The following is a 24,451-nucleotide window of genomic DNA, read 5'->3' on the forward strand; positions in this document are numbered from 1 at the left end:
CAAAACCTCACGGCTTCAGGAGGACGCGATCCGGCGTGCCGCGCAGCACTGAGGCATACGCCTTGGCCGCGTCGGCAAGGCCGTAGACGGTGGCCGGGTTGATCGGGAAAGGTTTCAGCAGTCCCTCCTCGAATTTCGGTTTCAGCGGATCGAAGATGCGCGCGCCATCGACCGATGAGAGCGCCAAGGTATCGATGCCGATATATTTGTGGCGGCCGCGGAAGAAGTTGAAGATGTCGAACGGCACGGCCCTATCGAATGTCGAGATGAAGATCTGCCGGGCCTGTTTCGCCATGGCCTTGTTGGCGATCTCGAAATAGGGACTGCCGACCGTGTTGAAGACGATATCCGCCCCGTGGCCACCGGTCTTTTCCCGAACGATCGCCGCCACGTCGTCACAGCTGCTGTTCAGCATCTCGACCGGACCGTTGGTGTGGCCGAGCAATGGCTGGTCGTTGTATTCGACGGCGAAGACCTTGGCACCGGCCATGGTCGCAAGCTGGATCGCTGCCTGTCCGACCTTCCCGTTGCCGCCGCACACGAGGACGACGTCAGTCGGCTGGACGCCACCGGCCTCGCGCAGGCCCTCATAAGCCGTGATGAACGGAACGCCGATCGATCCCGCCTCTTCCATCGTGAAATTCTTCGGCTTCTCGCGGACCGCCTTCTGGTCGAGCACCATCCATTTGGCATGGCTGCCGTCCTGGCTGATGCCGAGTTCGCCGCCGCCGCCCCAGATCTCCAATCCGATCATCGATTTCGGGCCTTCCCGCACGATGCCACCGAAGTCGCGCCCGGGAATGCGCGGCCAGACCGCATGCGGCATGTGGCCGAGCGAGGCCTTGACATCGCTGGGGTTGACGCCTGCCGCCACGATCTCCACCAGCACCTGTCCCGGTCCGGGTCGCGGCACGCTGACATCGACGACGTCGATCAGCAGATTGTCGAGGTCGGCGGAGGCTTGCGAGACGCGCAGCGCTTTCGCGACCTTCGTATCAGTCAGCATATTCATGGCATTCCCCTTTTCATGGATGCGGCCGCTCAGGCCTTCAACTGCAGGATCTCTCGGGCTTCGAACGGGTTGGCGATTTGCCCGCCGAGCTTCTCGACGATGTCGCGGGCACGCTCGACGAGCTCGCCGTTGCCTTTCGCGAGCACGCCCTTGGCGATGTACGAGTTGTCTTCGAGACCGACGCGGACGTGTCCGCCAAGCAAGTAGGCCTGGGCGGCCATCGGGAATGACATGCGGCCGACACCGAAGCCGGTCCACACCGCGTCGCGCGGCAACATCCGCGCGGCTAGCGCCATGGCGTCGGGCGTCGACGGCAAGCCGTATTTCACGCCGGTGACGATCGTGAACATCGCCGGAGACTTGAGCACGCCCGCCTTCAGGAGGTCGTGCGCGAGTTGGATGTCGCCGGTGTCGAAGACCTCGAGCTCCGGCTTGACGCCGGCCCCATTGATGAGATCCGCCATGATCTTGACGTTGCCGGGCGTGTTGATCACGACTTCGGTGCCGAAGGTCATCGTGTTGAGGTCGAGCGTCGCGATATCCGGCTTCAACTCGAGAATATGTTCGACGCGCCGTTCCGGGCGCATCAGCGTCGTGCGCGGACCGGCGACCGCGGGGTTCTCGTCGCTCGGGTGATAGCGTCCGCCCGGCCCGGTCGTGACATTCAATATCACGGCGCTATTTTTCGCGCGGATCCGATCGATCACCTCGCGGTAATATCGGATCTCCATCGACGGCTTCGCCGTTTCTGGATCGCGCACGTGGATATGAACCACGGCCGCGCCAGCGTCCGCCGCGTCCAGGCAGGAGCTGGCGATTTCTTCCGGGGTCACCGGCAGGCCGGGGTGGTTTTCCCTGGTGGTCAAATTGCCGGTGACCGCGCAGGTGATGATGACTTTCGGCTGCATCAGAGGTGCCTCCCCCCGTCGACGACGATCCGGGTACCCGTCGAGAATTTCAAATGCGTGGCACAGGCAAGGATCGCCTCGGCGACGTCGGTCGGAGTCGTCAGGCGCTTGAGCGGCGTTGCGGCCGCTGCCTTCTCCTTGAACTCCTGCCCGCGGCCCGGAACGAATTCGGTATCGACGACGCCCGGCGAGACCGCCATGACGCGGATATCCGGTGCGAGCGCGCGCGCGAGCGAGTTGGTCATGATGTCCAGCCCTGCCTTGGCACCGCAGTAGGCGATGTTCGAGCCGATGCCGGTAAAGGCAGCAATCGACGAGACATTGACGATCAGCCCGTCCCGATGCGCTTTCAGCGCCGGGGCGAAGGCGCGCACGGTCGAGAAAACGCCCCGCCAGTTGTTGACGAAAATCTGATCAATCAGTTCATCGGTCAGGCCTTCGAGGTCGGCGTGGGCGACCGGGCTCGTCACGCCGGCGGTGTTCACGAGGATGTCGGCGCGCCCAAGCGCAGCGAGCGTACGGTCCCGAAACGCATTGATGGTCGACGTATCCTCGATCGACACCGGCAGGGCGATGTGTCCCTCGCCCGGCAAGGCTGAGACGATCGCCTCTGCCCTCTCTTTTCCGGAGCGGTAACCAACCACGACTCGGGCGCCGGCTTCGGCAAACAGGCGGCAGGCTTCCCGCCCGATGCCGCCGGAACCGCCGGCGACGACTGCAACTTTTCCCGCCAGGGCATCAGACAAACGCATTACCGATGCCCTCCCGATTTGCTGCCGGAGATCGGCGGAACCGGATAGGTCGGTTCACCCTCGATCAGCTTGAACTGGTATTCGCAGCTGTAGAAAGGCAGCGGGGTCTCCGGATAATCGGGATGCTGCTCGGTATGCTCGACGAATTTGCCGACGATCTGGGTCTTGGCTCCGAAGACCACATCCGTCACCAGCGCCTGCGGCGTGTCGGAAAAGATCTGGGTGATCAATGTCTTGTGACCCGGGGCCGATACGATGAAGTGGATGTGCGCGGGTCGCATCGGGTGGCGCCGCTGCGCCCGCAGAAGGTCGCCTACGGGCCCGCCGGTCGGCACCGGATAACCGGCCGGCTTCACCGAGGTGAAGTGGAAGCGTCCGTCGGCATCGGTGCGGAACACACCGCGGAGATTGAAATCCTCCTGCTCTGCGTCCTGATTTTCGTAGAGGCCGACCGGGGATGCCTGCCAGACATCGAGTTTCGCATCGGCAATCGGCTTGCCGTCGACGCCCGTGACCCGACCCTTGAAATAAAGCGTCGGACCGGGCGTTTCGGAGCGCGCGATGCAGTCACCGCACTCGCAGGCCGGCGCTTGCCCACGATAGAAGGGACCGAGCAGCGCCGACATCGTCTCGCCCTGCATCCCGTCGTTGTTGATGAGGTCGATCAGCGTCGAAGCGCCGAGCACGTCGGCTGCGAGCACGACCTCGTTGTTGGTCTCATGGGTGTGGTGGCCGAGCGCCGCGATCCAGCGCAGTCCATATTCGAATTCCTCCTCGGTCGGTCGCGTCTCGATGATGAATTCGTGGAGATGGCGCACCATGGACTCCATCAGTTGCTTGAGCCGCGGGTTGGATGTGCGCGACATCGCGGCCAATACGGTCGGCGTGACGTCAGCGACGGTTTCGATCAGTTTCGGCTCGACTGTTACGTGTTGCATCCTGCTTCTCCTGTCGTTTGCCGTTTCAGGCGGCCGCTGTTTTCAAGGCCTGGAGATGTGGATATTTCTCCGTCAGCAGCGAGCCGTGGTAGTAGGTCTTGGGGAAGGCCTCGGTCGCGCGAATGCGATCGAGCCAGGCAGCGATTTCGGGAGAGCCGCCCCACAGGCGGCCGAGATTGATATCGTCCATCCGAACGATCACCGGCATGATGGCGACGTCGGCCAACGTCATCTCCTTGCCAATCAACCAAGGCCCGCCGCTTTCGCTGAGCCAGCGCGCCATGCGGTCGATCCCGCGTTGCAGCCGGACGAGCGCTTCATCCATTTCCGATTGCGGAAAGCCGGTACGTCCCATCTTCATCAGGAATTCGCGGCGGAGCGGCTTGCTCTCGCAGACCGCCAGGAATTCCTCCTCCGTCATCGCCTGGTAATGCGGCAGGAAGGCGAGGTTGTAGGACGGCACGCGCACGGCCGGCGTCGGCACTTCGTCGATGTAGCGCATCATCGCCCGCATCCGCGCAACCTTGAGCGGGTCCCGCGGGCGCAGCGGCGCAACGTCGCCAAGGATATCCTCGAGATATTCCATGATCACGGAGGAATCGATCACGGAGGCACCTCGATGGACGAGCGCCGGGACCAATCCGTTCGGATTGATGGCGAGGTAATCGGGCTTCAGCTGGTCACCCTTGAAAAGGTCCAGTTTGTGCTCCTCGAAGGTCCCCCCCTTGGCATGGAGCACGTAGCGCACCCGTTGGCTGCAGGTGGATTGCGGTGCGTTGTAAAGCACGTATTCCGACATGACTTCCTCCTCCCGCCATTCCGGCAGGTTTCAATCCTTGAAGTTCAGGAACAGGCACTCCGGCGGGACCGGCCATCAATCCCAGTTGAGCACGCGTGGCAGCTTGCCCTTTTTTGCGAGCGTGCCGACCAGCCCCAGCGGGAAGAATATGAGGCCCACCGCCATCACCAGGCCGGTCCCCAGGATGTTGACCTCGGATGCGCCCATCGTGGCGACGAAGAGTTCGTTGAGCGCAACGATCAGGATGGCGCCGACCACCGGTCCGGCAATCGTGCCTTTCCCTCCGAGGATCGACATCAGCACGAGGTTCGCCGAAACGAGGATCAGGAGAAAAATATTCGGGCGTAGATAGGTCAGATATTCGCCCCAGACCGCGCCGGTCATCCCGACGAAGAAGGCCGAAAGCGCGAAAGCCATGACCTTGTAGAAGCGCGTGTCGATGCCCGCGCTTTCCGCCTTGATCTCGTCCTTCGAGATTGCCCGAAGACCGAGGCCGAACTTGGAGTGCTTGATGCGGTAGGTCGCCCAGACCGTGAAGGCCGCGATCACGATCATCGCATAGTAGTAGGGCAGCTTTGCCCACTGCACCGGCAGGTCGTTGGTCGGGAGCGTCAGGCCGTTGGCGCCGCCAATAAACTCCCAGTTGTCGAACAGGATACGGGCGATCATCAGAAGCGCGATCGACGAGATGATGAAACTGGGTCCGCGCACCTTGAGCGTGATCAGGCCAACCATGTAGCCGAGAACAGCCGCGACGAGACCGGCAAGAGGCGCCGTTATGATGGTCGAGATGCCATAGCGCGCCAAGAGCATGCCGGCGAAATAGCCACCGACGCCGAAGAACACACTGTGACCCAGCGAGACGTAGCCGGCGAAGCCACCAAGGATGTTCCATCCCGAAGCCATCGCCACGTAGGAGGCGGTGAACAGGACAAGATGAAGCACGTAGTTGTAGTTACCCACGAATTGCAGGAGCGGCAGCGCCAGCAGGACCACTAGCAGCGCCAGGGGAAACCAGGTCGCTCTCGTCTGATCGGCCCTGCGGGCCAGTTTCTCGTTATGTGCACGCCGTGCCTCGAGGACGGAATTGGCGCTCGATTGTTGAAGGGTGACGTTCATCATGCCATCTCCGGTTTTTCGCCGAACAACCCCTGGGGCCGGATCAGCAGGATGAGGAAAAGGGCGAGGAAGAAGGTCATGGTCGACCAGGTGGCGCCGATCCATGTGCCGACGAAGGCAGCAACGACCGACAGCAACAGAGCAGCCACGACGGTGCCCAGAATGCTGCCCATGCCGCCGAGCACCACGACCGACATCAGCATCGCCACCCATTCCCAATGCTTGGCCGGGAAAAAGCTGAAGACGAAGCTGACCAGCGAGCCGGCAGCCCCGGCAAGGCCGATGCCGATCGCAAAGGCGAGAATGCTGATGAAGTTGACATTGACGCCGAGGAGCTCAGCCGCCTCGCGGTTCTGGGTGGTGGCGCGGATGGCATAGCCGAGCCGCGAATATTTGAGAAAGAGCGTCAGCGCAGCGATGATCGCGAGCGACAGCACCCCGGCATAGAGCTGCCCCTTCGGAATGAAGACGTCGCCGATGAAAAAGGCATCCGTGGCATAATCGGGTGAGGTCACGCGCTGGGTGTTGGTGAACAGACCGCCGAGCACGCCTTCCGCCATCATCGCGAGTGCGAAGGTCAGAAGCACGGTCATCTCGGAATATTTCGCGCTCTTCGTCTCCCTCTCGAACATCAGGCGATAGAGCAGAACGCCGATCGCCGCCATGATGGCCGCCGACACCGGCAGCATCACGATCGGGTCGATGCCGAGAACTTTGAACGCCCAGTAGGCAATGTAAGCACCGGCGATGATCAGCGATGGATGCGCGAGATTGACGATGCGCATGACGCCGAAGACGAGCGAGAGACCGGATCCCATCAAGGCGATGACGCCGCCAAGCGCCAGGCCGAGGATCAATATCTGAAGGATGTCTGCCATGTTTCCCCCTTCAGGCGGCCTTCTTGCCGCCAAGGTAGAGTTCCTGGATGCGCGGGTCGGCGAGCACGTCAGCGGCCGGCCCCTCGAACAGTGTGCGGCCGAGGTCGAGCACAACGCCCCAATCGGAATTCTTGAGCCCCATCAACGCATTCTGCTCGACCAGCAGTACGGTGACGCCTTCGGCCGACATCATCTTCATGATGTCGAACATCTCCTGGATTACTTTTGGCGCCAGCCCGAGCGATGGCTCGTCGAGCATGACGATCGCCGGTTTGATGATCAGCGTGCGGGCCATGGCGAGCGTCTGCTGCTGGCCGCCCGACATCGTGCCGGCGTGTTGCTCGGCCCGCTCGCGCAGGATCGGAAAGCGCTCGAGAATTCCGTCGATCCGGCGGTCGAGCTCCTTTTGATCGTTGAGGATGAACCCGCCCATGCGCAGATTGTCGCGCACGGTCATCTTTGGAAACAGCGCCCTCTCCTGGGGTACGAAGCAGATACCCTCACGCAGAATCTGATCCGGCCGCATCCCGTTGAGGCGCTTGCCTTTGAAGACCACATCGCCCTTACGGATGGTCAGCATGCCGCATATCGACTTCAGCAGAGTCGACTTGCCTGCGCCATTCGGTCCGATGATGCAATGGACCTTTCCGGGTTCGACGGTCAGATGCGCACCGTCGAGGATGGCCGGTCCGTCGCCATAGCCGGCGGTGATGTTGGTGACCTGGAGCAGTTCGGTCATCAGGCAGCCTCCTCTTCGAGAACACCGCCGAGATAGGCGTCGAGCACTTGCGGATCCTTGCGCACCATCTCCGGCGGTCCGTCACAGATCACGCGGCCTTGCGCCATGACCACCACCCTGTGGGAAAGCCGCATGATCAGCTCCATGTTGTGCTCGACGATCAGGACCGTGAGGCCCTTCTTCTCGTTGAGAGCCCGGATGTGGCCGATGATCTCCTCCATCAGGGTCGGGTTGACGCCGCCGGCCGGCTCGTCGAGCAGGATGATCTTCGGGTCCGACATCAGGAGGGCGGCGAGGTCCATCAGCTTCTTCTGGCCATAGGAGAGGTTGTGGCCGTCTTCGTAGGCGATGCGGGTGATGCCGAGAAAGTCGAGGATGGCCATCGCCTTGTCCCGTTCTTCCGCGCTCATCGCCGGCCGCAGCAAGCCGCGAATGCCCTCGACGCGAGACTGCACGATGACGTTCTCGATCACCGTCATGTCGGAAAGGTTGCGGGAGATCTGGAACGTGCGGCTGAGGCCTTTGGCGGTGATCTTGTGCGGCCGCAATTGATCGATCCGCTCTCCGTCGAGCCAGACTTCACCGGACGTCGGCGTCACCGTGCGGCTGATGCAGTTGAACGCAGTCGTCTTGCCCGCCCCGTTCGGTCCGATCAGGGCGGTGATCGAGCCCCTTTCGACGGCGAATGTCGCGCCGTCGACGGCCTTGATGCCCCCATAGTGCTTGCAAAGGTTCTTCACTTCGAGCATGCGCCCGACCTCCCATTTCCTCGACACGATTTCTTGCGGTCCGGACGCGGGCTCATGCCCTCGCCCGGATGCGCTCAGAAGCCAGCCTTGGGATAGCTGAACGGCACGACGCCTTCGAACTCGCCGGTCGGATAGACAAAGTTGAGCTTGCCGTCCTGCCACTGCGTCATGATGTGCGATTTGTCCTTGGCGAGGCCGCGTTCGTCCCATGTGAAGCGGCCGAGAACCGTGCGCACCGGATCGTCCTTGGTGCGCGCATGCAGCCATTCCCCCATCTTGGCGTTGTCAGTGGTGCCGGCACCATTGATCGCCTGCTCGATCCCCTGGCAGACGGCAAACGGAATGGCGCTGTCCTCATCCGGCTCGACGCCGTATTCCGCTTCGAAGGCCTTGACGAAATCGGCATTGCTGAAGGGCTTGCCGGCAAGCGTGCTTTCGAAAGGCACGTCCTTGTGCCAGGTCGTGTGGATCATCACGCCGTTCGCGGGACTCTCCCCCACGCCTTCGATGAATTCCGTCTGAGCGCCCTGGCTCAGATAGACGAGCTTGGGTGTAGCACCGACGGTTTTCAGGCTGCGGGTGAGTTGCACCGCCTCTTCCGCCGACGCTGTCAGGCCGATGATCATTTCGGCCCCCGAACGCTTGATCGAATTGGCGAGGTTCAGCCAGTCGTTGAAGCCTTCTTCCGGCCACTTCTCCTGCATGACCACCTTTATGCCGGCGTCGGCGAGGTAGCCGGGAGCGAGATCGGCGATCTCCTTGTCCGTTGCGGGATCCTTGACCTTTTCGCCAAGCAGACCGGCGGCAATCGCATTGGCGAAGAAGTCGTCGGCAGAAACGATTGCCGCGGTTTTCGGACCCTGCCCCGCCGGGATGAGATCCTGGATTACGGCAACCACGTCCTTGCCGGTGTATTCAGCCGCACTGACCTGGAAATAGAAGAGGTTTCGATATCCCTGCTCATAGATGCGCAAGGCGCCGCCGGAGGGAACGGCGTGGACCATGTTGTATTTGGAAAGAATGCTGCCGACCGGAAAGGTCAGCCGGCTTGAAAATGTCCCGTAAACGGCATCGACCTTGTCGACGTTGATGAACCGCTCATACTGGTTGATCGCGGTCGCAGGATCCGAGCGGTTATCGCTCACCACCAGTTCGACCTGACGGCCGAGAATGCCGCCGGCTTCATTGATCAGCTTGGTGCAGAGCTCATATCCGCGCTTGTGCTTCTCGCCGCTGACCGAAAGGCCACCGGTGATCGGCAGCGACGCGCCGATCTTAAGTGTTTGCGCCTGAGCGGCAGTGGCCGCAAGCGCCAGAGCGGTCGTTGCCGCCAGAAATCTTCCAAGAATTCTTCCAAGTCTCACTGATGCTCCTCCTTCTTCATCACGAAACTATGCAATCGATTGCATGCATCGTCAAAAAATAAAGGCGGCAACTCCATGCCGCAGTTTTCTTGCGGGACTCCTCATTCCCGGAAGAAAACGACCGTCGTCCGCCAACCAAACCACCTGCGCTGAATGCATTGACCATGCAATCGATTGCAGAAAGACGTAACATGATCTTTGTCAAGCGTCAAGGAAGATTTGCAATCGATTGCTTCTCCGCTGTCTCGCTGTAAAATGGCGTACGCGTCGGGGCACTGAAAATGTTGAAAAAGAGAATTACTCTCAAGGATATAGCGCGCGAGACAGGTGTCCATGTCTCCACCGTTTCGCGAGCGCTCGATCCGGTCGAGCGCAAGAACATTACGGAAGAAGTCGTCAAGCGCATCCAGGCAGCAGCGGACGCGCTCGGCTATCGGCCGAACAGGATTGCGGCGGGCCTGAGGACCAACCGGACGATGAGCGTCGGCGTCATGATCCCCGACATCACCAACCTTATCTTTCCACCGATCTTGCGCGGCATAGAGAGCGTGCTCGAGCCACTCGGTTACGCCTCGATCATCGTCAACACCGATAGCGACAGAGACCGGGAGGTCAGGCTCATCGACGTTCTGCGCGATCGCGGCGTCGACGGCATCATCCATGCCGCGGTGTTGCGGAGCGACCCCTCGATCGCCAAGGCGGCCCAGGACGGGCTTCCGGTCGTGACCCTCAACCGCAAGGTGGAATTCTCCGACATCCCCTATGTCATCAATGACGAGGACGCCGGCATCTGCCAGATGCTGCGGCATCTCCGCGAACTCGGCCACGAACGGGTCGCGCATATCGCCGGCCCCCAGGACCTTTCGACCGGCCAGCTGCGCCTCGCCGCGTTTCGGAATGCTGCGGACGACCTTTCCGTCGCCGTCGACGAGGAACTGATCGTCACCGCCACCCGTTTCGACGAGCAGGAAGGTGGCCGATGCCTGGCGGCCTTGCTTTCGTCCGGCAAAGCCTTCACGGCAGTGCTTTGCGCCAACGACCGACTGGCGCTTGGCGCGATCGAGGCACTGCGCGAACGCGGCATCGACTGCCCTCGCCAGGTTTCCGTCACCGGCTTCAACGACATGCCGCTTCTCGAACTCATCCGACCGAAGCTGACGACCGTCAGGATCCAGCAACACGGCGCCGGACGTGCAGCGGCGAACATTCTCTTGCGGCTGATGAATGCCGAGACGCCCAGCGTCGATCTTGAAACGGTACTGCCCGTCGAACTCGTTGTGCGCGAGAGCACGGCGCCGGCCCCTCGCCTCCCGCTTTTCCCGCGACCGCTTTCGTAGCGGCGCTTTTCTCGCGTCTCGATCGCAAACAAAAATCCGACGCCGGCAAGGATCGGATTCAGTCTTTTTTGGTAATTTTCCGTTAGCGATTCCCGTCAGTGGGTTCGGCGGCTTTCCGCTGTCACCGAAAGTCTTGCGTACGGGTTCCTATGCGTTTCACAGCTCTGCCAGTGGTCCTTCTTGCCGGCCTCGTTTTGTCGGGCTGCGGATTCAGTTCCAATCGCGACAGGGTTGCGGCTCAGCAACCATCACGGGAAACGACGAGCTCCGTTATCCGGTCGCTCGCCCCCATGCCTGCGACGAATGTCGGCACGGCTGCGCCTCAAGCCGCGCCGCCGCAGGAAATGCTGGCCTGGGCGGGGCCGGTTCCAGAGCCGCAGGCGTTCGCGCCCGTGGCCAGAACAGCCGGCATGCCGGTGCCTTCGGAAAGACCGATTGCCCTGCTCGCCCCCGAAAACCCGGCGATCGAAGAGGCGCCGCCAAGACGCGGGCAAATCTACAGCCATCGCTTCCGCGACGCCAAGCCGATCAATTTCGGCTCACGGTCTCCGAGAAAGCTTGCTGTGCACGGCGTCGACGTTTCGCGCTGGCAGGGCGAGATCAACTGGACGAAGCTGCGGACGCAGGGCGCAAACTTTGCCTATATCAAGGCGACTGACGGCGGCGACCATCTCGATCCGATGTTCAAGAAGAACTGGCGCAGGGCCAAGGAAGCCGGGTTGAAACGCGGCGCCTATCACTTCTTCTACTGGTGCCGAACCGCCGGCGAACAGGCCGACTGGTTCATCCGCAATGTGCCGAGAGAAGCCAGCGCCCTGCCGCCTGTCATCGACGTCGAGTGGAACGGCGAGTCGAGCTGCAAGAGGCGCCCCTCGCGCGAACGCGTCCTGGAGAAGATGCAGGTCTTCATGGACAAGCTGGAAAGGCACTATGGCCAGCGTCCGATCATTTATACCGCGCCGGATTTCTATCGAGACAACTTGAAGGGCGCCTTCCCCAACCATCCGTTCTGGCTGCGCTCGGTGGCCGCTCACCCGTCCAAGGTCTATCCGGGGCGGAAATGGCTCTTCTGGCAATATTCCGGCTCCGGCCTTTCGCACGGCGTCGACGGCAGGATTGATCTCAACGTGTTCCACGGCAGCGAGGACGAGTGGCACAACTGGGTAGCTGCAGGGTCCCGCTTGGCGAGCCGCGACTAGCCTGACCGTTCAGGAACAGGCGCAACCGACAAACCACTCCATGGTTTGCCCCGCAAAACTCGCCAGAGAGTGGGTTGGCCACGAGCCGCTGCGGCTCTCGCATGTGGCAACCCACTGTTGTCATAGTCTCTTGTGGTCCGCCGCGTGCGGGCATGCGTCTCCGCGCCGTGGGCGCCGGTTGATGCGGATCAAGGATCGAAAGGATTTGTCGGCTTAACTTTCTTTCGAAACGCCGAGCGTTTCGACGTAGACTGATGGCTCGATGAAAGTCCCTTCTACGCTCTTCGGCAGGCGGAAGGCCGCGCTGCCGACCGGACGAATGATGAGCCCGTGAACGAGGAGTCGTCTCGATGCCCAGCATGATCGCAACCCCCACTTCTCCGTCGCAAAGCTGGCCGGCGATGGCCGATGGTGCGAAATATCTTCTCTCGATGGGACGCTTCCACGCGGAAGCCGTGAGGATGACGCTGCGCTATCAGGTCGAGATGCTGAATTTCCTGAAGAACCGGCGCGAGCAGGACCTGAAGCTTCTCGAAGACCTCCTCTCGCCGGATCATCTCAATGAGACCTTCGACCTCTGCTGCTGTTTCTGGCAGAACGCATTCCTAGACTATTCGGACGAGGCTGTGCGCATTGCCGAGATCGGCTCGGACGCAGCCGCCGAAACGGCAAAGCAGGTTCGCGAGGAGCAGGAGTTGCTGACCAAGGACATTGCCGGGCAAACGGTGATGTGAATGGGTTTCTCGTTGCAAGCGTGCAGACATGAGCTTGCCGCGCGGTGAAATGGGGCCCCACAAGCAATGCCCGCGCCAACCGCGATCGGCTGAGATGTTACGTTTGTAACAAGCGTCAGCGCGTCGGCGAGGTATGATCATCTATGCTGATGGGGAGTGCTACCGACGGTGCTTGAGTGATGAATCGCCGGGTAAAATCCTGCAACGGACTCGGGCTATTTTCTCTCACGGCTGTCAAAGGCAGTTCGTAATATCAGAAGCTTGGTGAGGCCCGGAAGCCGAACGACGTTCCGCGCAACGTTTGTCGTAACTCTGCGCTCGTTTCAGACGAAACGTATTCGATCCCGGCATGTTCGCCGTTTCTTCGATGCTTATACCCTGATTATCGAACACGCATGGAAGTCCATGGCGCGGGTGATGACCCGCGACCATTCGGAACAACGCGAGACAATAGTTTTTGGGGTGATCATCATGCGAAACGTTCAATTGGCAGCAATAGTCATAATACTTTCACCCTTCGATGCCTTCGCGGCCTCAGGCGCCTATTCGTGCAGCAATGGCGAGTTCGAAATCCGTTGCAACGCCTACAAATGCGAAAGTTCAGAGGACTTCACGCCCGCTGGCGGTGGCGTCGATACAGGCACCAAGGATATGTCGGTGTGTGCATATAGCGGGTGCTGGGAAGGCAAAGCTGACAGCATCATCGCTTCCGAAGGCCATATCATCGCCGACTCGGACCAACTCCAGGGAAACAACCCTGGTCTTCAGCCAACCTCGGCCGCGATCGTCATCAACCGGGAAACCTTGGGCGCAACGCTCAACGCATTCGGATTCCAATCACCGATGTCCTGTTCTCTCAAGTGAGCCTTGAACATAGGAGGCACGAATGCCATTCGATCGCACATTCTTCTTCAACCAAGTTCGGCCGATGTTCGGCGGCCGGCTGACCCAAGGCCAGGTGGACGGGATGTCGGCCATAGTCGACGAGTGGGAGCAGAGGCTTCCCGACGGCGACCCGCGCTGGCTGGCCTATATGCTTGCCACGACCTTCCACGAAACGGCACGGCAGATGACGCCGGTAAAGGAGGCCTATTGGCTCTCCGAAGGCTGGCGAAGGCGCAACCTCCGCTACTATCCCTATTACGGGCGCGGATATGTCCAATTGACCTGGCGCGACAACTATCGACGCGCCGGAGACCACGTCGGCGACAATCTGGTCGACCACCCCGATCTGGCTCTGCGGCCGGACTATGCAGCCGCCACCATGTTTGCCGGCATGGGGGAAGGTTGGTTTCGAGCCGACAGCCGCGGCCGGCATAAACTATCGCGATACTTCGGTCACAACGTAAACGACCCCGTTGGGGCGCGCGCCATCATTAACGGGTACGAACCGGGGATTGCAGAAGCGATCGCGAGATATCACGCAAGGTTTCTGGGAGCACTCAGGCTCGTCGTGCCTGTCAGAGGCGGGCTCGAGGCTGCCTTTGCGCCCGAGCTTGTGCAAGCGATCGACACCCGTTCGGCGCTTCCGACCGCCGCAGCCCACTACGATGGTGACTCGGAGTTCACAGAGGCGCCCAGGGCTCCCGTGTTCCCTGTCGGAGGCCTGGACAGCGACCTAGCGCAACCGGATCCGATATTGCAGATGACTGCCGAGATCGTGACGGGGTTCGTCAGCAACAATAAGCTTGATCCCTGCAAGATATCTGAACTGATCGCGGACGTTTACTTCGCACTTTCGAACTCCGACGACTTGTCTCGCCGCCGGCAGCTTGCCGAACCGGACGCCGAGTACCTCGAAGGGAGTGAGGAAGCAGAGCCGCGCGCCGCTTAAACTTCCGAAAAGTGGCGCCCGGCATTCAGCGCCGGGCGTCACGCAACCGAAAATCTATGCTTTTGGCGCTTATTACCATGCAGGTCCTTTCTCGCAAGCGACAGGAGATGGTGCGCAACATTCCGCGCGATCCGATCGATTTGCGCGATCAGATCTACACGCCGAACCTCCGCCCGCTCCTTCCCGCGCTGTCGCCGGCAGGAATCGTCCTCGAGGCGCTGAAGCGCGCCGAGCCTTTGTATTGGCTGCCGCGAAATCAGGGCACGGAGGGCACCTGCAGCGCCCAGGCGCTCGCCAGCCTTATCGATCTCCAGAGAATGCTCGATTGCCAGGACGCTGCGGCCAATGTGCCCGTCAGCGCGCGCATGCTTTACGAGATGGCTCGACCGCGCGAAGCAACCGACGGCACTGAAGGTCTTTCCCTTCGAGAAGTCATCAAAGGCTTCTACCACCATGGCGTTTGCCCCGACGATCTTTGGAAGTACGAACCGGGTGATCCCGGCGGGACGCTGAATGTAAGGCGTGCCAAGGCAGCACGCGAAGTGTCGCTCGGCGCCTATTATCGCCTGCGCCCCAGCCTCAACGACTATCATGCTGCTCTCAACGAAGTTGGACCTCTCCTTGTTTCGGCGGCGACGCATGCCGGCTGGAATATCGAAGCGGTGCGCGCCAGTGCCGGCAAGATCATGCAATCGACCGGAGATGGCGGCGGCCACGCATTTGTCGTCGTCGGTTATGACAGCACCGGCTTTCTGGTGCTGAACTCGTGGGGGACAGAATGGGGCGGCTATCTCGGCTGCAACGGTTTGGGCCACTGGTCCTATCAGGACTGGGCCGACAACATCTTCGACGGCTGGGTCCTTCGCCTCGGCGTTTCGACACCCGGCGCCTTCGACCTCTCCATCGGAGAACAGGGCATCTTTTTTGCTCGCAAACCTGCCCGTGTTGCCGGTGTCCCAGGCTACGAGGTGCTGGGCCACCTCATCCACCTTGACGATGGCGAGGAAGTCAAGCGGCCGCCCTATCCCTACTGCGCCAGGACATTCGACGAGACGGTCCGGTTCCTTGGCAGGGACCACCACGACGATCAGCCGATCGCGCCTGTCTGGGCGCCGGAGCGCGACGCGGCGAACCGCGGCTACCGCGGAATTCTCCTCAGGTTCGGCGGCAGTTTGCTGGGGCTCGGTCAAACCGCGCAGCAGATCGCACGAGAAAAGAATGCGATAAAGCAGCATGGCCTTTACCCGCTGACGATTGCCTGGTGCAACGACTTCGTCGACCAGACCACTGCCGTCCTCTCCGGCCTTTTCACCGAAGCCACCAAGCAGGTCGATGTCCGCAGCGATCGGCTGGACCACCTGATCGAGGACCTTACACATGGGATCGGCCGGTCATTCTGGCGGGACATCGAGTCGGCCAGCCGGAAGTCAGCGGCAAGAAAAGGTCCGGTCGATCATGTCGTGCGATGCCTGCTGCCGCTCGATCAATATTCCTTGCACATCATTTGCGACGGCGCTGGCGTCCTGCTCTTCCGCGACCTCATCGAGAGGTGGAGACGTGACCGAGAGGCATCGTTCCACCTGCTCACAAGCCGCCTCGCGAGCCTCGACCTCATCACGCCGACCATTGACGCAAGGGACTTTGCCGACGGCTTCGCGCAACTGATATCGGCGCTCTCGTCTCCAAATCAAACCCGTGCGCCGGCCGTCACCCTCCACATCCCTGATTCCGCTACGGAAGACAGGCTGACCGTGGGGATCTACTCGAAGTCCATACTCGATCTTATAGAGAAAGCCTTTTCTGATCGCGCGAGCGGCCGGCCGCCGGTCTTCATCGGCAAGTCGCTTCGCAAGACCAGGATCGCTGAGATCTGGAAGGATCATCCCGCCTTCTCGAAAATCCAGATCAACGAAGTCTCGATCCCGTCCCGTCTCGGAGAATTGCTCCGGCAGGAAGATCTTCAGCTGAAGACCGACCTCATCGCCCAGATACTCAACCGCATCGCGCCCGTGTCGGATATTCCCGACCGGCAAAGAGGGAGAACGCGCTATGACGTCAAGCAGCAAAATATCTTTGGAAGAACTGAACAGGAAGCTTGCTGATCCGAGTCTGAGCGAGCAGGAGCTTCAGAAATACTTTACGGTCGACGACGAGAAGTCGGGTCCCTTCAATCCGGTGCTCGAAATCAATCGCGAGCTCGTCACGGTGCCCGCAACACCCGAAGGCCGGGCCCGCAGTGCCGCCCTTCTCAACAGCGCCAATTTCATCTCGCGCCTGCGCCGCCAGGCCGCCTTCCACAATCGCATCGGCAGCGGAGACTACAAGGGGCCGGTCATCGTCTCCGAGGGCGACAGCTGGTTTCAGTATCCGTTCCGGCTGATGGACGTCATCGACCAGTTGATGAAGCACTACGCAATCTTCAGCCTGGACGCCGCTGGCGACACCCTGTCGAACATGCTGAGGCAAGCCGAATACATGGATGCGATCGAGAACACGGGAGCATCCATCTTCCTGTTCAGCGGCGGCGGCAATGATGTCGTGGCGGGCGGCAACCTCGCCGCTCATCTCTTCGATTTCGATCCGGCCTTGCCGCCCGAGGGACATCTCAGGCCCTCGTTTGAGACGATGCTCGACGATGCAATCGGCATGTATGGCAAGCTCGTTCGCCAGGTCGCCAAGGCTTTCCCGAAAGTGCAGATCCTTTGCCATGGTTACGACTACACGATCCCGGCAAAGGGAAATTGGCTTGGCAAGCCGATGGAATCGCGAGGGATCAAGGACCCGGATTTCCAGCGGGCGATTGCCCGCGTCATGATCGATCGCTTCAATGAACGCCTGTCGTTACTGCAAAGCTCCTCGGCGCGGCTCAACTACATCAACTGCCGCAACACGGTCAACACCACGGAGTGGTTCGACGAATTACATCCGACGGACAACGGCTATGCCAAGGTGGCGCAGAAATTCGCGGCCCTGATCGAACAATTCGCCGCGAAGGCGCGCGACGTCGAGCATAAGGCGAGCAAGGCGCGCGCCGCGAGATCGAAGGCACCGTCGGCCGCGACAGCGGCTGTCGAGACACCTGCCCGCCTGGCGGCCGCCGGTTCGCGGGCTACGGACGGTCCGTCAGGAATGTCGCTCCACATTGGCCTGAACATGGTCAGCGCCGCTCACTACGCGGGCTGGGAAGGACCGCTGCGCGCCTGCGAATTCGACGCGAGTGACATGCAGGAGATCGCGAACAGTCTCGGATACGAGACCACGTCACTCCTCACCAAGGAGGCGACGCGGCAGAACGTGATCGGCGAGATCAAGAAGGCCGCAAGGGACCTCAAGCAAGGCGATATCTTCCTGATCAGCTATTCGGGCCACGGCGGTCAGCTCCCGGATTTCAACAACGATGAAGACGATTCCACCGACGAAACCTGGTGCCTCTATGACGGCCAGCTTGTCGATGACGAGCTCTATGGCCTGTGGTCCGAATTCAGGGCGGGCGTGCGGGTATTGGTCGTGTCGGACAGTTGTCACAGCGGTACCGTTGTGCGCGCAGGCGTCCCCAACGGACATGCATTGGCGAACGGCCACGCGGTTGCCGCGGGAATACCGCGCGCAATGCCCATTGACGTCGCCACGCGGACTTTCCGCCAGAACCGCGACTTCTATGCCCGGTTGGGCGCGTCCATGTCACTGGGCGAAGGACGCAATCTGACCCGCGAGATCACCTCTCCAATCTCGTGCAGCGTTCGCCTGATTTCCGGATGCCAGGACAATCAGGTTTCGCTCGACGGGATCGGCAACGGTGCCTTTACCGCCGCGTTGATCTCCACCTGGAACCACGGTCGCTTCAACCGCGACTATGCCGCCTTCCACCGGGCGATCATGATGAAATTGCCACCCGATCAGACCCCCAATCATTGGCAGGTCGGACCAAGGAACCCGATTTACGACGCGCAGACGCCCTTTGCGATCTGATCATCTTCGAGCAGGTAGATGAAAGGATGCATGGGTAAAGATGGAACTCCGCCTGTCGGCTCCTCACGAGGGAGCCGACGTTGCCTCTAATGTCACCGGAAGTGCCGCGATCGGCCCGCCGATGCAGTTCGCCGTTTCACAAGCCCGTATCGCAGGCAAAAGGCACTTGGGTTTCACACAGCCGAAGAAACCATAATGTAACAAATGTAACATGCCCGGTGTTCAACACGCGCTATTATGTAATATCCAACCCGACTTCGTAGACGAAGAGATTATTCTTTTCCCAAGTCGGCTTTGTATCGAACTCAACCATCTCACGCCTGAAACGTGCCGCGAGATCTATTCGTGGAGCTGGCCATGCGAAGGAACTTCCTCCTGACCCTACTTTTGGCAGCCACCATAGCATGCGGGCTGGTTCCCGCTGCCTCGGGGGAGGCGAACGCGCAATGTAATCCGCAAATCAATCGATGCTGAGGGGTGAACACCATGGGCACCGCGCTTACGATTGGCTGGTTGAGTGACCCTACGACCCTGACCTTCCTTTTCGGGGCTTTGACAATCGCTTTTCATTCAAGGAAGCGCGTTGAGTCCCTCATAACACCGCCGAGAGGCGAGGAATTCGACTTCGTACGTCTTCTTTCGCTGCCGGCGATTGTCGGCAAGAGCGTTTTCCGCAAGGCCTACCTCATCTACACGGTGTCACTGGAGATCCTCTATTTCTTCATGTGCGCCTCACAGCCGATCATACGCGTCCTCGCCGAGGGAAAGCTCGAGGGTTTCGAAGGCCCGGCATGGCCGCTTGGTGCGGCCCTTATTGTCATAGGCGTCATCCCCTCCACCCCCTTGTTCGCTCAGATCGAGCTTTCCCTGCGCAGCATGGCCCACAGCGTGTCCAACATTCCCGACGAGTTCTTTGAGCGGGTCACCAAGCTCTCCCAGAGCGAGATCGAGGCCTATGTGGGAAGGGATCCGCGCTATGAGCCGGACCTGCAACGGTTCCGCAAGATTCAGAGTCTCGCCCTTTATGCGGGCTGCTCACGCGAAGAGGCTGACAAGGTGGCGAGGCGGACGGTGGGCGCGGAACTGTTCGCCAGATGGACGATCAATGGCCAGGACATTTGGTCAGCGGGAGAGTTCGACAAGTACCGCGATATCCTGGACGTTCTCAGGCCCAAGTCCGAAAGCTTGAAGCAGGAAGTAAAGGAACTTGTTTCGAAGACCTCATCGTCACCGGTCGTGAGATACATAATTGAAAAAAGCAACACTTCGCCGGAAGTCCCGATCAGGGATAGCGATTCGCAAAGAATTCAGTCCCTTTCCGCCGAAATTCTCGCTAATCCAGCGTCGACTTTCGCCTCGTTGCAGCAAGAGGATATTCGGTCCTACCTGACGCTTGCAGACCTATGGCGTGCGAAAGCGACGGAGATCGGCACATCCAACCGCAGATTGAGCGCCCTCTTTGCGATCATCGCTCTCAATGACACGCGGGTGATGAGGGCATATCTGCATCCGGACCAAGGGGCTCGGTCCTTGGACGTCGTCCTGAGAGAATTGCTGTTGCTCGTGCGAAGGAGCCGCAGCAAGCCTCGGCCATGGAACAATGCAACCCTGTTGTCGACCTTCACTGCATTTCTAGGCTGCGTGATCCTGCTCACAGCGTACCATAAAATCCATGCAGTCTTCTTGCCCGGCGGTTCGAGCGTAGGTCCGTTCGAAGAGGCTTTCTTCACGTCGGCATCACTCTTTACAAGCTTCCTCGCGGCCGGGATTTGCGCGCTTTTCATACGAACCCACAAGATCGACCAGGGTACCTGGATAGCTTTTTCGGATATTCGGAGTTTCCCACTTTCTCAGTATGGCGGCATCGTCTTTGCTGCGATGACGTGCGCCTTCGCGACAGCCATCATTTGGGTCATTTTGTACCAGTGGAGATATGACAGTGTCACTGCGCTGTTGCAGATCGGCCAGGGAGGGATTCTTGTGCTGACGGGGTATTACGCCATATGCTCACTCATCCCGGCAATGTATGGCGTCGGTATCTGCGTAGTAACGGATTGCGTTACCGAGAGCCAAGAAAGATCTGAAGGCCTCAGACTCCCCCTCTATTGCTTCGCAGCGATATTCATCGTGATCTATGTCCTGCTTGAGACGAGCATCCTGATCGAACCCGCCTATCGAGCGACATTTCTGGTTAGCCTGGTATCCAAATCCCTGTTCTCGCTGATCGCGCTCGTGACATTCGCTTTGAGCTTGCAGTCAAATGGTCAGACCAGAAACCACGCGGCTTTAGTCGGTGCACGGCCCCTGTAATTGCGCCCGCGGCGCAGCGACTATCAGTTCGGTGCACGGCAACGGCGATGGCGGGCTGCCACCGCTGTTGCAATACGCCGTGCTCAGTGTGGGCTTGCCGTCGGTCGAATGATGATTTCACTGACATCGACGTCGTCCGGCTGGCTGACCGCATAAAGGATCGCGTTGGCGACCGCTTCGGGGCTGATCGTGATCGCGCGCCAAGCCGTCATCGCGTCGCGGGCCGTCGGGTCGGTAATGGTGTCGGCGAGTTCGGACGTCGTGGTTCCTGGCGAGATGACGGTGACGCGGATTTTGTCGGTCTCCTGCCGCAAGCCGTCGGAGATGGCGCAGACGGCGAACTTGGTCGCACAATAGACGGCGGCCGTCGGCGAAACGCTGTGACCGCCGATCGACGAAAGATTGACGATCTGCCGAGCGCCCCTGCTCGCCCATGATCGGCAATACCGCTGCAATGCTGTAGAGGACGCCCTTGATATTGACGTCGACCATACGGTCCCACTCGTCGACCTTGAGCGCGGCCAGCGGCGACAACGGCATGACACCGGCGTTGTTGACGATGGCGTCGAGACGGCCGAACTCTGATCGGGCGTGGCGCGCAAAGGCTTCGACATCCATTCGGCTGGTCACATCCAGTCTTCTGACGCGAACGGAACCGCCGGCAGCAGCGATCTCGTCAGCGAGGCGCTCCAGCCGATCCATCCGCCGTGCACCGATCAGCACATGGGCTCCCGCGGCCGCGAGAACGCGTGCCGTGGCCTCGCCGATGCCGCTACTGGCTCCCGTGATCGCGACAACTTTGCCTTGAATATTCGACATTTCTAACTCCATTTCCTATTCACCTCGCGGTGATGCGAGGGCTTCCTGTTTGAGAAGGTTCGACTTTCGGCGCGAAATCAGCGCCTCGCCTGGCGTCCGGCCACGTGCGGCTTTGTCGTTCGTGGCATCTGCGGGTGCATCAGCGACGGCGAAGGATCATGCCCCCGTGGTGAAGCGTGTCCTCGTCCACAAAATCGCCGTCGGCGGTGAAGCCGGTATCGTCCCAATATTCGATATGATTGCCGGACACTTCATAGCGCCCCTGGTAGGCGCTCTGACGGGTGCCGCGGGCTTCATCGTAGCGCCCATTGGCGAGGAGCTCGTGCCGGACATGCCCATTGTCCGTCATCCACAGGCCGACATAGGGATGCGGTGCCGTTGCTTGCTGCTTCGTGTGTTGATGCGGTGACGGATCGTGGATCCGGGCTTCACCGGAGCCGGAACTCACCGATCTGCAGGTCGCAAGCAAGGTGATCGCCGGGCCGAGCGTAAGGCTTTTGGAAAAGGAATTGGACATGTTTCCTCTCATGAAGGTCTATAACGATCGCAGAATATGCGCCTGACAGGTCGCGATCGAGTTGCCAAATCCGGATGCGTTGGTTAGGTTCTCTAACCAATGGCTGACGATTTCGAAGGCATCTCAGTGTTTCTGGCGATAGCCGAAGCGCGCAACTTCCGCGTTGCGAGCGAGCGGCTCGGCGTCACCCGTTCGGCAGTGAGCCAAGCGCTTCAGCGTTTGGAAGATCGCATCGGTGTGGCGCTCGTACAGCGCACGACACGCAGCGTAAGGCTCACGGAAGCGGGCGAGCTTTTCTACGAGACCGTGCGCATATCTGCCGCCCAGGTAAGCACGGCAGTGCAGGCACTACGTGAGATCGAAGCGCATCCGAGCGGCCGCCTGCGGATCGCCGTTTCGTCGATCGCCGAGGGCTTCCTGTCCGGCGAGTTGCTCGCGGGTTTTGTCGAGGCCTTTCCGAAGGTGAAGCTGGATCTGACGATCACGGACGAAGAGTTCGACATTGTCGAAGCCGGCTTCGATGCAGGCGTGCGGCTTGGCGAAGTGATCCAGCAGGACATGATCGCGGTGCCGGTGTCGGCGCAGCAAAGACAATGCGCCGTCGCCTCCCCTGGATATATCGAACGACACGGCGGGCCAAACCATCCCCGCGACCTTCCGATGCATGTTTGCGTCGGCTGGCGGCCGCGCCCGGATGCTGCGCCCTACCGCTGGGAATTCACGGAGAACGGTCGTGACTTCGATGTCTCGGTAGAGCCAGCCGTGACGACGAACGACATGGGAGTGATGATCCGTATGGCCAGGGCCGGCGCGGGCATCACATTCGGGATGATGGAGACGTTCCAGCCCTATATAGAGCGCGGCGAACTGGTGCCGTTGCTCGAAGCGTACTGTCCGCCCTTCGCAGGCTTCTACGTTTACTACCCCACACGCCACCGGCAGCCGCTGAAGCTCCGCGCGTTGGTCGAATACATTCGGACATCGAGAAAGACTTGAATGAGCAGATTTCGCGAGGTCTGTGACCTGGCCAGTAGTTAACCCTTCGCCCGGCGAACGCCGCGTCTCTGGCGCAATCAAGCCGAGGCGCTTGGACCAAATGGGCTCACATCATCCATTTGGCGGCGACCGCGTGCGGGGCGGAATTCACCCATCCGTAATGGACGGGTGGCAGGGTTGGCTCGGACAAGAGAAACCCCTGCACATGTGTTGCTCCGGCTGCTTTTGCAGCCTCTAACTGGGCATAGGTCTCGATGCCTTCGACGACCACAGTGGATGCCGCGCAAGACGCCAGGCCGACCATGCACCGGAGGAACCGCTCCGCTGTATCGCCGCGGTGCTGCACGAAAAACCCGTCGATCTTCACGATATCGACGCGAAGCGCCAGAAGCGTTTCGGGCGTCGAACAACCGGTGCCGAAGTCGTCGATCGCAACCTTGTATCCGAGTTCCCGAACGCTCTGAAGCAAGTCGGCCGCGGCGGAGAGCGGCGCGATCGGCAAGCTTTCCGTTATTTCGACAACAAGACGGGGGGCAATCGCCCTGTGCCTGTGAAGCAGATCGTAGAGAAGCGCCCAGCTTTGTTTGTCGGCGATATTTTCTGCCGAGATGTTGCAGCCCAAAGCGTCTGATGGATGGCGGGCCAACCAGTCGGATGCGAGCTCAATCACGTGCCGGTCAAAAGCGGGAGCGCGCCCCGACGCTTCGAGAAAGGCTATGAACTCGCTGCTCGTCCTGATTGTGCCGTCTGGCTCGATAAGCCTCCCAAGGCATTCCGAATAGAGAACTTTGCCTGGATCGTCGATCGAGTTGATCTGCTGCAGGGAAAATCCGATCCGTCCATGTTGCATCGCATGTGTTACATGGCGCACGACGCTGCTGAATTTCTCCAGGTTCATGGAACGAACCGCCCCTTTCGGATTTAAGGCCGGCAGCGGCGATCGTCGCTGCCGGCCAGGCTCAGGTTCAGTTTACGGTTTCCAACTCCGGATCGGTTGCCTCAGGTTCGAGCTCCGGATCGGTGGCTTCCGGCTTCGGAAGCGTCTCGCGGATCTCGTCGATTTTGCCGACAGCCGGGCCGACGCCGAGAATGTCCTTGGCGTCAGCAAGGGTGTCGTCGGTCACGACCCCGTCCTTCGTGAAACTCTCGAGTGCTTCGCGGAGCGCTTCATCGCTCAAGGCCGGATCGGTCGGAACAGCATCCGGGCCGTTCTCAGCCTCGAACTCGGCATAGGCCGTCGCATAGGCGGAAACGGCCGCCATGCGAGGATCCTTGGAGTTCAGATAGGCGTGATAGTTCCGGTTCAGCGAACTGAGATTTGCTGTGTCGGAAGTGGTGGCCTCCAACTCGGTGACCGTCACTGTTTCCGTATCTACGGCCTCTGCGGCCTCCGGATCGGTCGTGCCAGGCTCGAGCTCCGGATCGGTAACTTCCGGCTTCGGAAGCGTCTCGCGGATCTCGTCGATTTTGCCGACAGC

21 protein-coding genes and 2 pseudogenes are annotated in these 24,451 nt (G+C 60.5%); 9 read left to right on the top strand and 14 right to left on the bottom strand.

All coding sequences use genetic code 11. The features are described 5' to 3' along the window. Positions 1-7: 7 nt before the first annotated feature. The 10 genes from GHK62_RS05415 to GHK62_RS05460 all read right to left on the bottom strand — a co-directional run bounded on the left by GHK62_RS05415 (position 8) and on the right by GHK62_RS05460 (position 9,258). Entirely contained in the window at positions 8-1,012 is a 1,005-nt protein-coding gene (locus tag GHK62_RS05415; protein ID WP_153437295.1) for a quinone oxidoreductase family protein, read from the bottom strand. A 29-nt stretch (positions 1,013-1,041) separates the two neighbouring features. After that, positions 1,042-1,920 carry a beta-keto acid cleavage family enzyme gene (locus GHK62_RS05420; protein ID WP_153437296.1) on the bottom strand — a complete coding sequence of 293 codons (879 nt, stop codon included), beginning with the start codon at positions 1,918-1,920 and terminating at the stop codon, positions 1,042-1,044. Next, positions 1,920-2,672, bottom strand: a complete 753-nt coding sequence (locus GHK62_RS05425) for an SDR family NAD(P)-dependent oxidoreductase (protein ID WP_153437297.1) — start codon at positions 2,670-2,672, stop codon at positions 1,920-1,922. Before GHK62_RS05425 ends, GHK62_RS05420 begins: the two co-directional genes overlap by 1 nt. Next, on the bottom strand, positions 2,672-3,610 hold the full coding sequence (locus GHK62_RS05430; protein WP_153437298.1) for a dioxygenase family protein: 939 nt from the start codon (positions 3,608-3,610) through the stop codon (positions 2,672-2,674). Before GHK62_RS05430 ends, GHK62_RS05425 begins: the two co-directional genes overlap by 1 nt. A 25-nt stretch (positions 3,611-3,635) precedes the next feature. Then, a complete protein-coding gene (locus tag GHK62_RS05435) occupies positions 3,636-4,409 on the bottom strand; it encodes a glutathione S-transferase family protein (RefSeq protein WP_153437299.1) in 774 nt (257 codons plus the stop codon). A gap of 75 nt (positions 4,410-4,484) precedes the next feature. Further along, positions 4,485-5,528 (bottom strand): branched-chain amino acid ABC transporter permease, encoded by a 1,044-nt coding sequence (locus tag GHK62_RS05440; protein ID WP_153437300.1) that lies wholly within the window; start codon positions 5,526-5,528, stop codon positions 4,485-4,487. Then, the gene (locus tag GHK62_RS05445; RefSeq protein ID WP_153437301.1) at positions 5,528-6,406 is read right to left on the bottom strand and encodes a branched-chain amino acid ABC transporter permease; all 879 of its coding nucleotides are present in this window, start codon (positions 6,404-6,406) and stop codon (positions 5,528-5,530) included. The genes GHK62_RS05440 and GHK62_RS05445 overlap by 1 nt, the downstream gene beginning before the upstream one ends. Before the next feature lie 10 nt (positions 6,407-6,416). Continuing rightward, positions 6,417-7,145, bottom strand: coding sequence for an ABC transporter ATP-binding protein (locus GHK62_RS05450; protein ID WP_153437302.1), 729 nt, complete (start codon positions 7,143-7,145; stop codon positions 6,417-6,419). After that, entirely contained in the window at positions 7,145-7,894 is a 750-nt protein-coding gene (locus tag GHK62_RS05455) for an ABC transporter ATP-binding protein (protein ID WP_153437303.1), read from the bottom strand. The genes GHK62_RS05450 and GHK62_RS05455 overlap by 1 nt, the downstream gene beginning before the upstream one ends. Positions 7,895-7,968: 74 nt before the next feature. Continuing rightward, entirely contained in the window at positions 7,969-9,258 is a 1,290-nt protein-coding gene (locus tag GHK62_RS05460) for an amino acid ABC transporter substrate-binding protein (protein ID WP_327791089.1), read from the bottom strand. 281 nt (positions 9,259-9,539) lie between these two features. Between GHK62_RS05460 and GHK62_RS05465 the strand changes: the two genes are divergently transcribed. From GHK62_RS05465 to GHK62_RS05500, 8 genes are all read left to right on the top strand, one after another. Beyond that, a complete protein-coding gene (locus tag GHK62_RS05465; RefSeq protein WP_153437304.1) occupies positions 9,540-10,595 on the top strand; it encodes a LacI family DNA-binding transcriptional regulator in 1,056 nt (351 codons plus the stop codon). Between the two features lie 149 nt (positions 10,596-10,744). Beyond that, entirely contained in the window at positions 10,745-11,794 is a 1,050-nt protein-coding gene (locus GHK62_RS05470; protein WP_153437305.1) for a glycoside hydrolase family 25 protein, read from the top strand. 350 nt (positions 11,795-12,144) lie between these two features. Next, on the top strand, positions 12,145-12,528 hold the full coding sequence (locus GHK62_RS05475; RefSeq protein WP_153437306.1) for a hypothetical protein: 384 nt from the start codon (positions 12,145-12,147) through the stop codon (positions 12,526-12,528). 417 nt (positions 12,529-12,945) lie between these two features. Continuing rightward, positions 12,946-13,392, top strand: coding sequence for a hypothetical protein (locus GHK62_RS05480; RefSeq protein ID WP_153437307.1), 447 nt, complete (start codon positions 12,946-12,948; stop codon positions 13,390-13,392). Positions 13,393-13,414: 22 nt separating this feature from the next. Beyond that, complete coding sequence (locus GHK62_RS05485; RefSeq protein WP_153437308.1) at positions 13,415-14,362, top strand: glycoside hydrolase family 19 protein; 948 nt, start codon at positions 13,415-13,417, stop codon at positions 14,360-14,362. A 77-nt stretch (positions 14,363-14,439) separates the two neighbouring features. Then, a complete protein-coding gene (locus tag GHK62_RS05490; protein WP_167528158.1) occupies positions 14,440-16,464 on the top strand; it encodes a C1 family peptidase in 2,025 nt (674 codons plus the stop codon). Next, on the top strand, positions 16,412-18,331 hold the full coding sequence (locus tag GHK62_RS05495; RefSeq protein WP_153437310.1) for a caspase family protein: 1,920 nt from the start codon (positions 16,412-16,414) through the stop codon (positions 18,329-18,331). Before GHK62_RS05490 ends, GHK62_RS05495 begins: the two co-directional genes overlap by 53 nt. A gap of 486 nt (positions 18,332-18,817) precedes the next feature. Then, on the top strand, positions 18,818-20,641 hold the full coding sequence (locus GHK62_RS05500; RefSeq protein WP_153437311.1) for a hypothetical protein: 1,824 nt from the start codon (positions 18,818-18,820) through the stop codon (positions 20,639-20,641). Positions 20,642-20,724: 83 nt separating this feature from the next. Here the strand turns inward: GHK62_RS05500 and GHK62_RS05505 are convergent. Next, a pseudogene (locus GHK62_RS05505) lies at positions 20,725-21,460 on the bottom strand (SDR family oxidoreductase). A 139-nt stretch (positions 21,461-21,599) separates the two neighbouring features. Continuing rightward, positions 21,600-21,977 (bottom strand): Atu4866 domain-containing protein, encoded by a 378-nt coding sequence (locus GHK62_RS05510; RefSeq protein WP_153437312.1) that lies wholly within the window; start codon positions 21,975-21,977, stop codon positions 21,600-21,602. Between the two features lie 99 nt (positions 21,978-22,076). Here GHK62_RS05510 and GHK62_RS05515 point away from each other — a divergent pair, with 99 nt between their 5' ends. Further along, positions 22,077-22,973 (top strand): LysR family transcriptional regulator, encoded by an 897-nt coding sequence (locus GHK62_RS05515; RefSeq protein WP_153437313.1) that lies wholly within the window; start codon positions 22,077-22,079, stop codon positions 22,971-22,973. Positions 22,974-23,079: 106 nt separating this feature from the next. On the opposite strand, the gene GHK62_RS05520 is transcribed toward GHK62_RS05515, so the two are convergent. Further along, positions 23,080-23,871 carry an EAL domain-containing protein gene (locus GHK62_RS05520; RefSeq protein ID WP_153437314.1) on the bottom strand — a complete coding sequence of 264 codons (792 nt, stop codon included), beginning with the start codon at positions 23,869-23,871 and terminating at the stop codon, positions 23,080-23,082. A 67-nt stretch (positions 23,872-23,938) separates the two neighbouring features. Next, positions 23,939-24,451: pseudogene (locus GHK62_RS05525) on the bottom strand (hypothetical protein); the annotation flags it as partial.

The sequence above is a fragment of the Sinorhizobium terangae genome, from assembly GCF_009601505.1.
GTDB lineage: Bacteria > Pseudomonadota > Alphaproteobacteria > Rhizobiales > Rhizobiaceae > Sinorhizobium > Sinorhizobium terangae.

Coding starts and splice junctions, on each gene's coding strand:
- GHK62_RS05415 (WP_153437295.1), bottom strand. CDS start 1,012: ATGAATATGCTGACTGATACGAAGGTCGCGAAAGCGCTGCGCGTCTCG.
- GHK62_RS05420 (WP_153437296.1), bottom strand. CDS start 1,920: ATGCAGCCGAAAGTCATCATCACCTGCGCGGTCACCGGCAATTTGACC.
- GHK62_RS05425 (WP_153437297.1), bottom strand. CDS start 2,672: ATGCGTTTGTCTGATGCCCTGGCGGGAAAAGTTGCAGTCGTCGCCGGC.
- GHK62_RS05430 (WP_153437298.1), bottom strand. CDS start 3,610: ATGCAACACGTAACAGTCGAGCCGAAACTGATCGAAACCGTCGCTGAC.
- GHK62_RS05435 (WP_153437299.1), bottom strand. CDS start 4,409: ATGTCGGAATACGTGCTTTACAACGCACCGCAATCCACCTGCAGCCAA.
- GHK62_RS05440 (WP_153437300.1), bottom strand. CDS start 5,528: ATGAACGTCACCCTTCAACAATCGAGCGCCAATTCCGTCCTCGAGGCA.
- GHK62_RS05445 (WP_153437301.1), bottom strand. CDS start 6,406: ATGGCAGACATCCTTCAGATATTGATCCTCGGCCTGGCGCTTGGCGGC.
- GHK62_RS05450 (WP_153437302.1), bottom strand. CDS start 7,145: ATGACCGAACTGCTCCAGGTCACCAACATCACCGCCGGCTATGGCGAC.
- GHK62_RS05455 (WP_153437303.1), bottom strand. CDS start 7,894: ATGCTCGAAGTGAAGAACCTTTGCAAGCACTATGGGGGCATCAAGGCC.
- GHK62_RS05465 (WP_153437304.1), top strand. CDS start 9,540: ATGTTGAAAAAGAGAATTACTCTCAAGGATATAGCGCGCGAGACAGGT.
- GHK62_RS05470 (WP_153437305.1), top strand. CDS start 10,745: ATGCGTTTCACAGCTCTGCCAGTGGTCCTTCTTGCCGGCCTCGTTTTG.
- GHK62_RS05475 (WP_153437306.1), top strand. CDS start 12,145: ATGCCCAGCATGATCGCAACCCCCACTTCTCCGTCGCAAAGCTGGCCG.
- GHK62_RS05480 (WP_153437307.1), top strand. CDS start 12,946: ATGACCCGCGACCATTCGGAACAACGCGAGACAATAGTTTTTGGGGTG.
- GHK62_RS05485 (WP_153437308.1), top strand. CDS start 13,415: ATGCCATTCGATCGCACATTCTTCTTCAACCAAGTTCGGCCGATGTTC.
- GHK62_RS05490 (WP_167528158.1), top strand. CDS start 14,440: ATGCAGGTCCTTTCTCGCAAGCGACAGGAGATGGTGCGCAACATTCCG.
- GHK62_RS05495 (WP_153437310.1), top strand. CDS start 16,412: ATGACGTCAAGCAGCAAAATATCTTTGGAAGAACTGAACAGGAAGCTT.
- GHK62_RS05500 (WP_153437311.1), top strand. CDS start 18,818: ATGGGCACCGCGCTTACGATTGGCTGGTTGAGTGACCCTACGACCCTG.
- GHK62_RS05510 (WP_153437312.1), bottom strand. CDS start 21,977: ATGTCCAATTCCTTTTCCAAAAGCCTTACGCTCGGCCCGGCGATCACC.
- GHK62_RS05515 (WP_153437313.1), top strand. CDS start 22,077: ATGGCTGACGATTTCGAAGGCATCTCAGTGTTTCTGGCGATAGCCGAA.
- GHK62_RS05520 (WP_153437314.1), bottom strand. CDS start 23,871: ATGAACCTGGAGAAATTCAGCAGCGTCGTGCGCCATGTAACACATGCG.